Genomic DNA, 15237 nt, shown 5'->3' on the forward strand with positions numbered 1-15237 from the left:
TGTCAGAATTTCCGGAGAAACCCTGCTGACCCGGCGGCTTGCTTGCCGTTGTTCCGTGTCAGTGGAGGCGCATTATAGGGAGTTATTCCGGGGTGACAAGTATAAATTCGAAAAAACTTATCGACCGCTCACTATTTATACAAAATGGCTTGTAAACGCTTATTCTTGCCTGGTTTTTAAACAAAAACGAGCCCCGAAGGGCCCGTTTTTTCTTTTTTGTGACTTACTGCACCGCAACAATACGGTCATCTTTCACCATCAGCTTGATGGTTTTCCCCGGAATCAGCTCACCGGAAAGGATTTGCTGCGCCAGAGGGTTCTCGATTTGCTGCTGGATAGCTCGCTTCAGCGGACGCGCGCCATACACCGGGTCATAGCCGTTTGCGCTCAGCAGAGCCAACGCATCATCTTCTATATGGACGTCATAACCTCGCTCTTCGAGGCGCTGATAGAGACGCTGCAGTTGGATCTTCGCAATGGAGGCGATATGTTTCTCACCCAACGGATGGAACACCACCACTTCATCAATACGGTTAATGAACTCCGGACGGAAGCTATGGCTTACCACTCCAAGCACCAGATCCTTCATATGGCCGTAATCCAGTTCGCCGAAACGTTCCTGAATCAAATCGGAACCGAGGTTAGAAGTCATGATGACCACGGTGTTACGGAAATCGACCGTTCTCCCCTGCCCGTCTGTCAGACGACCATCGTCCAGCACCTGCAACAGAATGTTGAACACATCAGGATGCGCTTTCTCAACTTCATCCAGCAGAATCACCGAATAAGGACGGCGGCGAACAGCTTCAGTCAGATAGCCACCTTCTTCATAACCAACATATCCCGGAGGTGCACCCACCAGCCGTGAAACGGAGTGTTTCTCCATGAATTCTGACATGTCGATACGTACCATCGCGTCGTCACTGTCGAACATGAAGTTAGCCAGCGCCTTACACAGCTCAGTTTTACCCACACCGGTCGGCCCCAGGAAGAGGAATGAACCAATCGGGCGATTCGGATCGGATAATCCTGCACGGCTGCGGCGAATAGCATTGGAAACCGCTTCTACTGCTTCATTCTGCCCAATTACCCGACTGTGCAATTCCTGCTCCATGCGCAGCAGTTTGTCACGTTCACCTTCCAGCATTCTTGCTACCGGAATACCTGTCCAGCGTGCCAGCACATCAGCAATTTCCACGTCAGTCACGCGGTTTTTCAGCAGACGCATGGTTTTGCCTTCAGACTGGGTGGCTATCGCCAGCTGTTTTTCCAGATCGGGAATTTTTCCGTACTGGAGCTCAGACATCCTGGCGAGGTCCCCAACGCGGCGAGCCTGCTCGATGGCGATTTTCGCCTCCTCAAGTTCTGCCTTGATGGTCTGAGTCCCGGAGAGGGAGGCTTTTTCGGCTTTCCACTCTTCTTCAAGCTCTGAATACTGGCGTTCTTTATCGTCCAGCTCTTCATTAAGCATATCCAGGCGCTTGAGACTGGCTTCATCTGACTCTTTTTTCAACGCCTGCTGTTCCAGCTTGAGCTGAATGATTCGCCGATCCAGACGGTCAAGTTCTTCCGGCTTCGAGTCTATCTGCATACGGATGCTGGAGGCCGCTTCATCAATAAGGTCGATGGCTTTGTCCGGTAACTGGCGATCCGCAATATAACGATGCGACAGTGTGGCCGCTGCCACGATTGCCGGGTCCGTGATCTGCACATGGTGATGCAGTTCATAGCGCTCTTTCAGGCCACGCAGGATAGCGATGGTATCTTCCACTGAAGGCTCTGCGACAAACACCTTCTGGAAGCGACGTTCCAGAGCCGCATCTTTTTCGATGTACTGACGGTATTCATCCAGTGTCGTTGCGCCCACGCAGTGCAATTCACCACGGGCCAGTGCAGGCTTCAGCATGTTGCCCGCATCCATGGCACCATCGGCTTTACCAGCACCTACCATGGTGTGCAGCTCGTCGATAAACAGAATGACGTTGCCTTCCTGTTTCGCCAGATCGTTGAGCACACCTTTAAGACGTTCTTCGAATTCACCACGATATTTCGCACCTGCCACCAACGCGCCCATATCCAGCGCCAGTACGCGGCGACCTTTCAGCCCTTCAGGCACTTCACCATTCACGATACGCTGGGCAAGACCTTCAACAATGGCCGTTTTACCCACGCCCGGTTCACCAATCAATACCGGGTTATTTTTGGTTCGACGCTGAAGTACCTGAATGGTGCGACGAATTTCTTCATCACGCCCAATCACCGGATCGAGCTTGCCTTGTTCGGCGCGCTCAGTCAGATCGAGTGTGTATTTTTTCAAAGCCTGACGTTGGTCTTCGGCTCCCTGATCGTTCACGCTTTCACCTCCGCGCATTTGTTCAATCGCCTGGGTCACATTGGCGGTCGTGGCTCCGGCGGTTTTCAACAGGTCGGTCAGCGTGCCGCGTGATTCAAGCGCCGCCAGAACAAACAGTTCTGACGAGATAAAGTTATCCCCTCTCTTTTGCGCCAGCTTGTCGCAAAGATTGAGCACCCGCACCAAATCCTGTGAAGGCTGCACATCACCACCAGTACCTTCTACTTGGGGTAAACGGCTTAATGCCTGATCGATGGCCGTGCGGAGCTGTCCGGCGTTAACGCCAGCAGAGGTTAATAATGGACGTACCGAACCGCCTTCCTGATTCAGAAGTGCGCTCATGAGATGAAGAGGTTCGATGAATTGGTTGTCGTGCCCCAGTGCGAGAGACTGGGCATCGGCGAGAGCAAGCTGGAATTTATTAGTAAGACGATCCAGACGCATAACTCCTCCCATAACAGGTCAAATTTGCTACTGGAGATTAAATGAGGTCATCCCTCAATTATTCAAGGTTAAAGACCTGGAGTTTATGAAAAATAAGCCAGCCTTCTGGATCGTCTTGATTCTTTAGGTTATATCAGCCAAATGAAACTTGCCATACGACCTGTCGTCCGATCGCGTCGATAAGAGAAAAAATCATCCTTTTCGCTTAGTGTGCAGCGATCGCCGCCGAAGATCTGCTGAATGCCCAGATTTGCCAGACGCTGGCGTGCCAGTTGATAGATATCAGCATAGTATTTTTCGCCCACAGGACGAAAAGCCGAGTCTGCTTTAGGATCTTTAGCCATAAACGCTTCGCGAACTTCGCCGCCCACTTCAAAAGCGGTGGGACCAATGGCCGGCCCAAGCCAGGCCAGAATGTTTTCGGGCTTATCCTGAAAATGACCGACTGTCGCTTCCAGAACGCCATCGCAAAGGCCACGCCAGCCAGCATGAGCGGCGGCAACTTCTGTTCCAGCTTTATTACAGAACAGCACCGGAAGGCAGTCCGCTGTCATCACGGCGCAAACGAGTCCTGGCTTGTTGCTGTAAGAGGCGTCTGCACGTTTCGATTCGTACTCGCCGCCCGTTAGGGTCAACACGGCGTTGCCATGGACCTGCTCAAGCCAGACTGGGCGAGATGGAAACGCTGCCGCTTCATAAAAGCGACGGCGATTTTCCTCTACCTGTTCCAGGTTATCCCCACAATGGGCGCCGAGATTGAGAGAATCGTAAGGCGGCAGGCTGACACCGCCTATTCGCGTTGAACTGCACGCCCCGACGCTCTCAGGCATCGGCCACTGAGGAGTGATAATCTTGGTCATAACCAGGCAACATCGTCCTTATGTTCTTCGAAATCTGCGCGCATCGCGGCAATCAAGTCGACCATATCCTGTGGGATAGGTGCATGCCATTCCATCTGGATCCCGGTAATCGGGTGATACAGACGAAGCATGGTGGCGTGAAGGGCCTGACGGTCAAATTTGCGCAGCTCGGTGATGAACGCTTCGGAGGCCCCTTTCGGTGGACGTGGACGCCCGCCATAAAGCTGATCGCCCACCAGCGGATGCGTGATATGCGCCATATGCACACGGATTTGGTGCGTGCGGCCTGTTTCCAGACGCAGACGTAAACGCGTGTGAATACGGAAATGTTCCATGATGCGATAGTGCGTTACCGCCGGTTTACCCATCGGGTGAACGGACATGTGCGTACGTTTGGTCGGGTGACGGCTGATCGGTTCTTCAACCGTACCGCCTGCAGTCATGTGACCAATCGCTACCGCCTCATACTCACGCGTTATTTCACGCAATTGCAGGGCTTCCACCAGGCGAGTCTGTGCGGGAACGGTTTTCGCCACCACCATCAAACCTGTGGTGTCCTTATCCAGACGGTGCACGATGCCTGCACGAGGAACGTCCACAATCGGAGGATAATAGTGGAGCAGCGCATTCAAAATTGTGCCATCCGGGTTACCTGCACCAGGATGCACAACCAAATCGCGCGGCTTGTTGATAACGAGGATGTCGTCATCTTCATACACGATATTGAGCGGGATATCCTGCGGCTCAAAGCGAGCTTCTTCTTCGATTTCAGCATTGATGGCGACGCTTTCCCCACCCAACACTTTCTCTTTCGGCTTGTCGCAGATAACGCCGTTAACCAGCACTCGCTGGTCAAGAATCCATTCTTTTATGCGCGAACGTGAATAATCCGGGAACATTTCGGCCAAAGCCTGATCTAAGCGTTGACCGAGTTGTTTTTCGGATACCGTTGCGGTGAGTTGTACAAGTTGTGCCATAGACATCTTCTTCGTTTAACGTTGGGTTTTACGGCTTCGCCGTATAATATAGTGTGCTATTGTAGCTGGTCTTAATCGGGAGCAGGAATGATAATCTCCCGCATAAACATTCTGAGGAAAGTCAAAACGTCATGACGCGCATGAAATACCTGGTGGCCCTTGCCACACTGAGCCTGGCTTTGGCGGGTTGCTCCGGTTCAAAGGAAGAGGTGCCTGATAACCCGCCAAATGAAATCTACGCGACTGCTCAACAAAAGTTGCAGGACGGTAACTGGAAACAGGCGATAACGCAACTGGAAGCGTTGGATAACCGCTATCCATTTGGCCCGTACTCTCAGCAGGTGCAGCTGGATCTGATTTATGCGTATTACAAAAATGCCGATCTGCCGCTTGCTCAGGCTGCTATCGATCGTTTTATGCGTCTGAACCCGACCCATCCAAACATCGACTACGTCATCTATATGCGTGGCCTGACCAACATGGCGCTGGATGACAGTGCTCTGCAGGGCTTCTTTGGTGTTGATCGTTCAGACCGCGATCCGCAGCACGCTCGCGATGCATTCAACGACTTCTCCAAACTGGTCCGCGGCTATCCGCAGAGCCAGTATTCATCCGATGCCTACAAACGCATGGTGTTCCTGAAAGATCGTCTGGCGAAGTATGAACTGTCGGTTGTGGATTACTACACTGACCGTGGTGCATGGGTTGCCGTGGTGAACCGCACAGAAGGCATGCTGCGTGACTTCCCGGATACGCAAGCGACGCGTGATGCGCTGCCGAAGATGGAAAAAGCTTACCGCGAAATGCAGATGAACGCGCAAGCGGATAAAGTGGCAAAAATCATTGCCGCCAACGGAAGCAAAACCAACGGGTAATGTGCTCTGTTGATAAAAAAACGGCAGCCCAGTGGGCTGCCGTTTTTTATGCAATTCAGTATTAAGCTGAAGCGGTTTAGCGCTGACGCATCCCATCAACTATGGCTCTCTTTTGCCACTTCCTCAAGTAAAAAATCCCCTGTTCCTGTCCTGCCTCACAAAATGCATGAGTTGACAAAAAGTGACAAAAATACGTGATTTGCATCACGCTTTTTGACATTGGGACAGGTATGCTGGAATCACCAAGACGGGAAAGACAAGAGGTAAAATTTATGACAATGAACATTACCAGTAAACAAATGGAAATTACTCCGGCTATCCGCCAGCATGTCACAGACCGTCTCGCCAAACTTGAAAAATGGCAAACTCAACTGATTAACCCCCATATCATTCTGTCCAAAGAGCCACAGGGTTTTGTTGCCGATGCGACCATGAATACCCCGAACGGACATCTGGTTGCCAGCGCTCGTCACGATGATATGTACACTGCCATTAACGAATTGATCAACAAGCTGGAAAGGCAGCTCAATAAAGTGCAACACAAAGGGGAAGCACGTCGCGCCAATGCATCGGTGAAAGACGTCAACTTCGTTGAACAAGTTGAACAAGAGTAATCCTTAACATCTGTGTTAATCCAACGCGCCTCCGGGCGCGTTTTTTCGTTTAACAACGAAGGAAAAAGCGTGGTTTTTCCTTCATTGTGATTATCAGCCGAAAATCAATAAATTGATTTTCCCGTTTTCTATCCGATTCCCTAGGCTGCTTCGCGATGATACAAAGTTTGTCATCTGTCTTAGCGCGCCTCGGGGCGCGTTTTTTGTGCCCATCCGCTTTTGCGGTTGACAGCATGAAAACAGTGCGGTTACTTTAACTGCACTGTCTCAAGGAAACCCTGATGAAAATTGTTCCGTTCTTCTTCGCATTCTTTTTTACCTTCCCCTGAATGGGAGGCGTTTCGTCGTGTGATAAAGAATGCGAAGACGAACAATAAGGCCTCCCACACCGGGGGGCCTTTTTTATTGATAACAAGAAAGGCGACATTATGACTGCGGAAAACCCGTTACTGGCTCTGCGCGATAAGATAAGCGCACTGGATGAAAAATTGCTCTCTCTGCTGGCGGAACGCCGTGGGCTAGCGGTAGAAGTAGGCAAAGCCAAACTCCTGTCACACCGTCCTGTACGTGATATCGACAGAGAGCGCGATCTGCTTGAACGTCTGATTACCCTTGGAAAGACTCATCACCTTGACGCGCATTACATTACACGTCTGTTCCAGCTGATCATCGAAGACTCTGTTCTCACCCAGCAGGCACTGTTGCAACAGCATCTGAATAAAATAAATCCACACTCAGCCCGCGTCGCCTTCCTCGGTCCAAAAGGTTCCTACTCTCACCTTGCTGCGCGTCAGTATGCTGCTCGTCATTTCGAGCAATTTATTGAAAGCGGTTGCGCTAAGTTCGCCGATATCTTTAATCAGGTTGAAACCGGGCAAGCTGATTACGCGGTCGTGCCGATTGAAAACACCAGCTCTGGCGCCATTAATGATGTCTACGATCTGCTTCAGCACACCAGTCTGTCTATCGTGGGTGAAATGACGATCCCGATTGATCACTGCGTTCTGGTTTCGGGTTCGACCGATCTGGACAACATTGAAACGGTATACAGCCATCCGCAACCTTTCCAGCAATGCAGCCAGTTCCTGAACCGCTATCCGCACTGGAAAATCGAGTACACCGAGAGCACCTCTGCAGCGATGGAAAAAGTGGCCGAGGCTAACTCCCCTCACGTTGCCGCACTGGGCAGCGAAGCCGGTGGCGGCCTGTATGGTTTACAAGTGCTTGAACGCAACCTGGCTAACCAGACGCAAAACATTACTCGCTTCGTCGTGCTGGCTCGCAAAGCAATTGATGTTTCCGATCAGGTTCCAGCCAAAACCACGCTGCTGATGGCAACGGGCCAGCAGGCCGGTGCGCTGGTAGAGGCCCTGCTGGTATTGCGAAATCACAATCTGATCATGACCAAACTCGAATCCCGCCCAATTTATGGCAACCCGTGGGAAGAGATGTTTTATCTGGATATCCAGGCGAATCTGGAATCGGATGCCATGCAAAAGGCATTGAAGGAGCTGGGCGCGATCACCCGCTCCATGAAGGTTCTTGGCTGCTATCCAGGTGAAAATGTGGTGCCGGTCGACCCGGCTTAAGCCCCCACAAAAGGCAACTTCTTCATTCCTGCCACGCTAACTGGCAGGGTGAAGATGGCACCTGATAACGGATATTGCCTCACCTCTTCCGCGCTCATATTTTCGCGAGTGGTGGTAATGAACAACGTTTTCATCTCTTCCCCGCCAAAGCAGACCATCGTCGGGCAGCGTACCGGCAAACGGTGCTCTTCAAGTATTTTGCCTTCAGGCGAAAAACGCACAACGCGCCAGCCATCAAACATCGCACTCCAGTAACAGCCTTCTTCATCAATAGCTGCACCGTCAGGAATGCCTTCACCTGCAGAAAACTGATGGAAAACGTCACGTTGCCCCGGCTCTCCCTCGTTATCCAAAGGCGTGCGATACACAACGCCGTTGGGCGTATCGGAGGTGTACATCCATTTTTTATCGGCGCTAAACGCCAGGCCATTTGCTCCGTGAATATCGCACTGGATAACTTTCGGCTTCAGTTGATTATCGACCCGCACCAATAACGCGCCGTTATAATCGCCAGGCCCCCAAAACGTTCCCGCGTAGAAACGCCCATCACGATCGGTTCCGCCGTCATTGAAACGCGCCAGTTGGGGATTGCCTGGATTATCGCAAATTTTGCGAACCAGCAGACCATGCTTGTCGCTTAACCAGATGGCGCTGCGCAACGCCACGATAAAGCCCCCGTTTTCCCTCAGCGCAAAACAGCCAACTTCTTCAGGAAATTGCAGAACCTGATGGTCGCCGCTTCGCAGATCGTAACGGTGAATTTCATACTCAAGGATATCGGCCCAATAGAGCGCCTGTTCGGACTCACTCCAGGTGGGGCATTCCGGCAGATGACCGGTGTAATCAAACAACACTTCTGGCTGTGCCATGATCGTTTCCCTATAAAAAAAGCCAGCGGGTTTCCCCTCTGGCTTTTGAGTATAAACAGTTTTTTTATTGCCGACTGTCGTTGGCCTGGCGCAGTAGCGTCCGGCTTTCGCTCTGGAAACGCTGGGCGTAATCCCCAAACCAATGCTCAACCTTACGGAAGCTATCGATAAAGGCTTGTTTATCGCCCTGTTCCAGCAGGCCAATCGCCTCACCAAAACGTTTGTAGTAACGCTTGATCAGCTGAATGTTACTCGGCGAAGACATAATAATGTCAGCGTAGAGTTGCGGGTCCTGTGCAAACAGGCGGCCCACCATCGCCAGTTCAAGACGGTAAATCGGCGATGACAGCGCCAGCAGTTGCTCAAGCTGAACGTTCTCTTCCGCCAGATGCAAGCCATAGGCGAACGTGGCGAAGTGGCGCAGCGCCTGAATGAACGCCATATTCTGGTCGTGTTCAACAGCGCTGGTGCGGTGCAAACGCGCACCCCAAACCTGAATTTGCTCCAGGAACCACTGATAGGCTTCCGGCTGCCTGCCATCACAATAAACCACAACCTGCTTCGCAAGACTGCCGCTGTCTGGCCCAAACATCGGGTGTAAGCCCAACACCGGCCCGTTATGAGCGGCTAACATCGCCTGCAATGGCACTGCTTTGACGGAAGCCAAATCCACCAGAATGCAGTCTGCTGGCAGCTTTGGCAGTTTCTCGATGATTTGCGCGGTGGTATGAATCGGCACGCTGACAATCACCATACCCGCATCAGCCACTAACGCTTCAGCCTGAGCCCAGTCTTCTTTCTCAAGAATGCGAACCTGGTAGCCAGACAGCGTCAGCATCTTCTCGAACAGACGCCCCATCTGACCGCCGCCGCCGACGATCACCACTGGACGCAGCTGCGGGCAAAGGGTTTTGAAGCCTTTGTCATTTTCGCTGGAGTAAGACTCACGCATCACACGACGAAGCACGTCTTCAATCAGATCTGGCGGGACCCCCATCGCGGCGGCTTCCTGGCGGCGTGAGGCCAGCATGGAAGCCTCACGCTCAGGCACATAAATGGGCAAGCCGTACTTACTTTTGACTTCCCCTACTTCGGCCACCAGCTCCAGGCGGCGTGCCAGTAATCCCAGCAGCGCCTTGTCAACTTCATCGATTTGATCGCGCAGTGCGGTCAGTTCAGCAACCATAAATTCCTCTTACGCCAGACGAGCCGCAAGCTGGCCACGCAAATCTTTGTCCAGTTCACGCAGCAGGGCGTCCGTCGTTTCCCAGCTAATGCAGGCATCCGTGACCGACACGCCGTACTTCATGTCGCAACGTGGCTGTTCGGAAGACTGATTACCTTCATGGATATTACTTTCAATCATCAACCCAATAATGGAACGATTGCCGTCTTTAATTTGCGCCACCACGGATTCTGCCACGGCAGGCTGACGGCGGTAGTCTTTATTGGAGTTCCCATGACTGCAATCTACCATCAGAGCCGGTTTCAGTCCTGCTTGTTCCATCTCTTTTTCGCACTGAGCAACGTCTGCCGGGCTGTAGTTTGGTGCTTTACCGCCACGCAGGATCACATGACCGTCTGGGTTGCCCTGAGTTTGCAGCAAGCAAACCTGACCGGCCTGGTTGATACCGACAAAACGGTGCGGCATCGCTGCTGCGCGCATGGCGTTGATGGCTGTCGCCAGGCTACCGTCGGTGCCGTTTTTAAAGCCAACCGGCATTGAGAGACCCGACGCCATCTCGCGGTGAGTCTGGGATTCGGTAGTACGTGCGCCAATTGCAGACCAGCTGAACAGGTCACCCAGGTACTGCGGGCTGTTCGGATCGAGCGCTTCGGTCGCCAGTGGTAGGCCCATGCTGACCAGCTCAACCAGTAAACGACGAGCTATTTTCAGACCGCCTTCCACATCAAACGAGCCATCCATGTGCGGATCGTTGATAAGCCCCTTCCAGCCCACTGTGGTACGTGGTTTTTCAAAATAGACGCGCATCACCAGGTAGAGGCTATCGCTGACCTCTGCGGCAAGAGCTTTAAATCGACGTGCGTATTCAATCGCCGCTTCCGGATCGTGAATGGAGCACGGCCCGCATACCACCAGCAGGCGCGGGTCGCGGCCAGCAATGATATTGGAAATGGTCTGACGAGAATCGGCAATCTGGGCTTCCTGAGCGGCGGTCAGCGGGAACTCCGCTTTCAGCACTTCAGGGGTGATCAGAACGTGTTCGTCGGAGATATGTACGTTGTTCAGCGCGTCTTTTTGCATGATGGCGATCCTGTATAGCTCGTTTGCGATAATTGGGTTCCTCACTGAGGATGGGTTAACGATATCACACGCGGTAAAGATTTCAATCCATAATCCGTAAATTTTACTTTACGGATGGCATTTTAATGGCATTTTCCTTACGTAAAGTCGTAAACAAAACATTCCACTCGCGATACCCAGCGGCTACGCTATGCTGAAAGCATTGATTCGGAGGTCATGATGAAACCCTTTCTGTGCGCTCTGTTACTCCTTCTGTTAAGTGGCTGCAAACTCGATCCTTACGCCGATATGCCCAAAGGCGCAACCGACTGGTATGGCGAGGGCATTGATGACGGACGAACGGGCGTCAAACCCCGCAGCGATGACAGGCTTGCCAACGATTTGGACGACTCGAAGGTCAATCGTCCACTGTATCTTAAGGGTTATGCTGTCGGCCTCGAAGATATCTGTCAGGCACATCTGCTGTACGGCTGGGGAGTTTCCGGGAAGATTTATCCAGAAGGGTGTGACAGTAAAGCCAACGCCAAAGAATTACGCGAAGCCTGGGATAAAGGCATGAAAGAAGGCGCACAGTCGACGTTGCTTCGTTGAGGCTAAGCTCTGGCTGCTTATCATAAAGTCTTTCAGTAACGTACTGATGCAATTACGGTCAGTAATGACTGTAATTCAGAATAATGGTACTCTTTATATAAGTTTTGTGAATATATCATTTCTGAATACATGGCGGTTTCAGGTGAGCACCCGGTGGCAACCTTTTTCGTGCCGTTTGATTGCGGCACTCTTCATTACAAGTATCAATGCCCCGGTGTACGCAGCCTCTACCGGTGAGGGTAGCGCTGTCCGCGATATTGTTTCCGGCATCATCAGTTACACTCGTTGGCCCGCGCTCAACGGCCCACCCATCTTGTGTGTCTTTTCAACGTCCACGCTTAGCACCACGCTTCCCGACGATACCAATAGCGTAAAAAACTACCAGACAGTGATTGTCCATAATGAACAAGATGCCCTGTCTGCCCGCTGCGATGCACTTTATTTTGGTACCGAATCTCCAGAGCGTCAGCAGCAAATCGTGAATCGCTTTCAGAGCCATCCGTTACTGACCATTGCAGAACAAAACGCCGAATGCAGTATTGGCAGTGCATTTTGCCTGCAGCGTCATGAAGAACGAGTCACTTTTTCCGTGAATCTGGATGCCCTCTCCAGAAGTGGTGTCAGGGTCAATCCGGACGTTCTCATGCTTGCCCGGAATAAAAAACATGAATAAGGACATCTCCGCTGCGTCGCGCCCGACGTTTAAAAGAGCCCTACGGCGCATCAACACCACCAGTATCGTCATTACCATGATGCTGATTTGGTTAATGCTGTGTGCGGTTTCAGTCGTGACCTTTAAACAGTATGCGCAAAAAAATCTTGAGCTGACTGGCGCCACAATGAGTCACAGTATTGAAGCGGCGCTGGTCTTTGGCGATGCCACTGCGGCGACTGACACACTGGCAATGCTGGGTAAACAAGGGCAGTTTGCTCAGGCTGAAGTCTTTAATAAACACAACGAATTGTTTGCTCATTGGGCTTATGAAAGTGCAGCAAATAGCGAGCGCTTTACTCTCATGCTCAGCCATTGGCTATTTCCGAAGCCTGCTGCCCAACCGGTTATCCATAATGGTGAAATTATTGGCCAGATAAGGCTAACGGCAAGAGATAGCTTGATTGGCCATTTTATCTGGAACTCACTGGCCGTTCTCACCAGCTGTATCTTATTGGCTACCGCTGCCGCCATGCTTATTTCACGCCATCTCCACGCCGACGTGGTGAATGCCTTGCAGAATATTGCCGATGTCGCCCATGACGTCAGAACTAATCGAAACTTTTCGCGTCGCGTTCCTGACGAGCGAATCGAAGAATTTCACCACTTCGCCCAGGACTTCAACAGCCTGTTGGATGAAATGGAGCAGTGGCAAACCTCGCTGCAAGCCAAAAATGATCAGTTGCTGAAAACAGCCATGCACGATCCGCTAACGGGTCTCCCCAATCGGGCAGCTTTTCGTAACCGTATTCATGCCCTGATGAACGATAGCGTCGCAAAAGCGACGGCCGCCTTGCTGTTTTTGGATGGCGATGATTTCAAAGACATCAACGATACCTGGGGCCACGCCGCTGGCGACTGCGTGCTAATTGAAACGGCGGTACGGCTGGCTGAATTTAGCGGCAAGCAACACTTTGCCTATCGATTAGGCGGCGATGAATTCGCGATGATCCTCATTGGCATTAACGACGAACCTCAGGTGCAGCGCATCTGTTCAGGTGTCGCACAACAATTTAATCGTTCGGTAGACATGCATAACGGCTATCTGACGCCCTTTACGCTCAGTATTGGTTATGCCCTGGCCTGGGAGCATGATGCAGTGGAGACTTTACTCGAACAGGCCGATAAGAATATGTACCTGATGAAAAATCAGCGAACCAAAACAGCTTTCTGACAACAAGGAATTCAGCATGCTTAAACGTCTTATCACCCCTTTTGTCCTGACCGCCCTCTTTCTGACTGGCTGTCAGGCGCCGCAGGGGAAATTCTCCCCAGAGCAAATCGCTGAAATGAAAGCCTGTGGCTTCAGAGAAAACAACGGTGACTGGTCATTGGGCCTGAACGATAAAATCTTGTTCGCTACCAATGACTACCAGCTTAAAGACGATAGCCGTCAGCAAATTCAGAAGATGGCTTCTCAACTGGCCGCCACCGGGCTGAAGCACATGCGTATGGATGGACACACAGATAACTACGGTGAAAGCAGCTATAACGAAGCGCTCTCGCTCAAACGCGCCAATCGCGTCGCGGATGCGTGGGCGGAAGGTGCACATATCCCGCGCACCAACCTGATCACTCGCGGACTCGGGGAAAAATATCCTGTCGCCAGCAATAAAACGGCGCAGGGCCGCGCTGAAAACCGTCGTGTGACGATCGTTATCAGCACGCCCTGATAACTATTCTACCGGCTGAACCTCGTGAACTGTGCTGGCCAGGCGCCAGCGCAGAATATCGATTGCGATAAACAGCACAAGACTCACACCCAACACCGGCATCGAGAATGCCAGCAATAACGCAATAACGCCTGCAACACAGCGCCCAGTTCGCGGCAAATCACACCAGCTCTGAGTGAGCGTCATGAGTGGATTGTATTTCGACGGTGACGGACGACGAATCCACCATAGTCTGTATCCCATCACGATCATCACACATAACGCAGAACCAAAAGCGATCAGTACGATCTGGTTAATCACACCGAATAACAGCCCCATATGGAAATCTACGCCCCAGCGCGTAAGCTTTGCCATTAACGGGAATTCGTCAAAGCGCGTGCGATCCACAACCTGCATGTTATCCGCGTCGATTGCCACGGCATCCACCTGTGTCGGCCAGCCCCGATCTATCTCTGTCACCGTCCACGCTTTATCCGCACTTTTCGGCGGGCGGATCTCAAGCTTACGAGCGTCAATGCCGGATTGCTGAGCAAGATGCAACACATCATCAAACTGCGCCAGATCCAACTGCATCGCCATTGGCATGCTCATCGTCATACCTGAGTGATGCTCAGCATGGGGGTCCTGCATCATCGCCTGCCCGCTAAGCTGGGTGTTGACCTGCGGTGTTAACCAGCCAAAGGTTGCGCGCAGCTTATCGACGTTCCCGCCAGCCCACTGCGACCAGGTCAGCCCTGTAGCAGAGAACAACAGCATCCCAACGAGTAACAGCCAGCCCAGCGAAACATGCAGACGGCGGGTGTTCTGTACACGGTTGTTGATGCGCCGTTTCGGACGAGTGAAAAACCACAGCGCAATTCCGCCACAGGCGGCGAACCACATCCATGACGCAGCCAGCTCGCTGTAAAGCCTGCCGACATCGCCCAGTAATAAGGAGCGATGCGCGTAGTCAATCCACTGGCGTAACGGCAAAATACCGCTTGTGCCATAGACAGTCATATCGCCTTTCACCGCAAGCGTAGCCGGGTCGATAAAAATGGCCCGGCTCTCTGATTCCCCCAATGAGCTGTCATTAAACATCACGCGAGTCGTTTCACCCGGTGTGAGAGCCGGACGGACAGCAAACAGCGGCAAATGCTTACCGACAGCTTGCTCCGCAACGGAGATTTGCTCGGCCAGAGAATGGCGATCATTACTCAATTGAGCGGTTAACGCATCCAGATAAACCCAGCTTTCCAGTTGTGGCGTAGCCACATAGAGCGTGCCGGTGAACGCAGCAACAAAAATAAACGGCCCGACGAACAGACCTACAGCAAAATGAAGACGGCGCAGCAGGTTGATCCAGGCCGCGCGTGGAGTGCAGGTGGTCATACTTTTCCTTTTAAAAGCAAACAGGGATATGGCGCTTAAACGC

General features: G+C 52.1%; 15 protein-coding genes and 1 other annotated feature. Of the genes, 8 read left to right on the forward strand and 7 right to left on the reverse strand.

The window, feature by feature from the left end; all coding sequences use genetic code 11:
* Nucleotides 1-223: 223 nt before the first annotated feature.
* The 3 genes from clpB to rluD all read right to left on the reverse strand — a co-directional run bounded on the left by clpB (nt 224) and on the right by rluD (nt 4634).
* The gene (gene clpB / locus ACI2I2_RS15825; RefSeq protein WP_404658751.1) at nt 224-2797 is read right to left on the reverse strand and encodes an ATP-dependent chaperone ClpB; all 2574 of its coding nucleotides are present in this window, start codon (nt 2795-2797) and stop codon (nt 224-226) included.
* Nucleotides 2798-2925: 128 nt separating this feature from the next.
* Nucleotides 2926-3657 carry a purine nucleoside phosphorylase YfiH gene (gene yfiH, locus ACI2I2_RS15830; protein ID WP_404658752.1) on the reverse strand — a complete coding sequence of 244 codons (732 nt, stop codon included), beginning with the start codon at nt 3655-3657 and terminating at the stop codon, nt 2926-2928.
* Nucleotides 3654-4634 (reverse strand): 23S rRNA pseudouridine(1911/1915/1917) synthase RluD, encoded by a 981-nt coding sequence (gene rluD, locus ACI2I2_RS15835; protein WP_404658753.1) that lies wholly within the window; start codon nt 4632-4634, stop codon nt 3654-3656. The genes yfiH and rluD overlap by 4 nt, the downstream gene beginning before the upstream one ends.
* Before the next feature lie 131 nt (nt 4635-4765).
* On the opposite strand from rluD, the gene bamD reads away from it, so the two are divergent.
* The 4 genes from bamD to pheA all read left to right on the forward strand — a co-directional run bounded on the left by bamD (nt 4766) and on the right by pheA (nt 7712).
* Nucleotides 4766-5509, forward strand: coding sequence for an outer membrane protein assembly factor BamD (gene bamD, locus ACI2I2_RS15840; protein WP_404658754.1), 744 nt, complete (start codon nt 4766-4768; stop codon nt 5507-5509).
* 272 nt (nt 5510-5781) lie between these two features.
* On the forward strand, nt 5782-6123 hold the full coding sequence (gene raiA / locus ACI2I2_RS15845) for a ribosome-associated translation inhibitor RaiA (RefSeq protein WP_330985177.1): 342 nt from the start codon (nt 5782-5784) through the stop codon (nt 6121-6123).
* Nucleotides 6124-6403: 280 nt separating this feature from the next.
* Nucleotides 6404-6529, forward strand: a sequence feature (Phe leader region).
* Nucleotides 6405-6452, forward strand: coding sequence for a pheA operon leader peptide PheL (gene pheL, locus ACI2I2_RS15850; protein WP_110512077.1), 48 nt, complete (start codon nt 6405-6407; stop codon nt 6450-6452). Its footprint overlaps the feature before it by 48 nt.
* 22 nt (nt 6530-6551) lie before the next feature.
* Nucleotides 6552-7712, forward strand: coding sequence for a bifunctional chorismate mutase/prephenate dehydratase (gene pheA / locus ACI2I2_RS15855; RefSeq protein ID WP_404658755.1), 1161 nt, complete (start codon nt 6552-6554; stop codon nt 7710-7712).
* On the opposite strand, the gene ACI2I2_RS15860 is transcribed toward pheA, so the two are convergent.
* The 3 genes from ACI2I2_RS15860 to aroF form a co-directional block, all read right to left on the reverse strand.
* On the reverse strand, nt 7709-8581 hold the full coding sequence (locus ACI2I2_RS15860) for an SMP-30/gluconolactonase/LRE family protein (protein WP_404658756.1): 873 nt from the start codon (nt 8579-8581) through the stop codon (nt 7709-7711). The two genes, pheA and ACI2I2_RS15860, sit on opposite strands and share 4 nt — an antisense overlap.
* 64 nt (nt 8582-8645) lie before the next feature.
* On the reverse strand, nt 8646-9767 hold the full coding sequence (tyrA, locus tag ACI2I2_RS15865) for a bifunctional chorismate mutase/prephenate dehydrogenase (protein WP_404658757.1): 1122 nt from the start codon (nt 9765-9767) through the stop codon (nt 8646-8648).
* 9 nt (nt 9768-9776) lie between these two features.
* On the reverse strand, nt 9777-10847 hold the full coding sequence (aroF, locus tag ACI2I2_RS15870; protein WP_404658758.1) for a 3-deoxy-7-phosphoheptulonate synthase AroF: 1071 nt from the start codon (nt 10845-10847) through the stop codon (nt 9777-9779).
* 216 nt (nt 10848-11063) lie between these two features.
* Here aroF and ACI2I2_RS15875 point away from each other — a divergent pair, with 216 nt between their 5' ends.
* From ACI2I2_RS15875 to ACI2I2_RS15890, 4 genes are all read left to right on the forward strand, one after another.
* The gene (locus tag ACI2I2_RS15875) at nt 11064-11438 is read left to right on the forward strand and encodes a DUF2799 domain-containing protein (RefSeq protein ID WP_404658759.1); all 375 of its coding nucleotides are present in this window, start codon (nt 11064-11066) and stop codon (nt 11436-11438) included.
* Between the two features lie 64 nt (nt 11439-11502).
* Nucleotides 11503-12111, forward strand: a complete 609-nt coding sequence (locus tag ACI2I2_RS15880) for a YfiR family protein (protein WP_404658760.1) — start codon at nt 11503-11505, stop codon at nt 12109-12111.
* Nucleotides 12104-13324 carry a diguanylate cyclase DgcN gene (gene dgcN, locus ACI2I2_RS15885; RefSeq protein WP_404658761.1) on the forward strand — a complete coding sequence of 407 codons (1221 nt, stop codon included), beginning with the start codon at nt 12104-12106 and terminating at the stop codon, nt 13322-13324. The genes ACI2I2_RS15880 and dgcN overlap by 8 nt, the downstream gene beginning before the upstream one ends.
* 16 nt (nt 13325-13340) lie before the next feature.
* Nucleotides 13341-13823: an OmpA family protein gene (locus tag ACI2I2_RS15890; protein WP_404658762.1), complete on the forward strand. Its 483-nt coding sequence runs from the start codon at nt 13341-13343 to the stop codon at nt 13821-13823.
* Between the two features lie 3 nt (nt 13824-13826).
* On the opposite strand, the gene ACI2I2_RS15895 is transcribed toward ACI2I2_RS15890, so the two are convergent.
* The gene (locus tag ACI2I2_RS15895) at nt 13827-15194 is read right to left on the reverse strand and encodes a PepSY-associated TM helix domain-containing protein (protein WP_404658763.1); all 1368 of its coding nucleotides are present in this window, start codon (nt 15192-15194) and stop codon (nt 13827-13829) included.
* Nucleotides 15195-15237 lie beyond the last annotated feature (43 nt).

The organism is Scandinavium sp. NPDC088450 (assembly GCF_044900545.1).
Taxonomy (GTDB): domain Bacteria; phylum Pseudomonadota; class Gammaproteobacteria; order Enterobacterales; family Enterobacteriaceae; genus Scandinavium.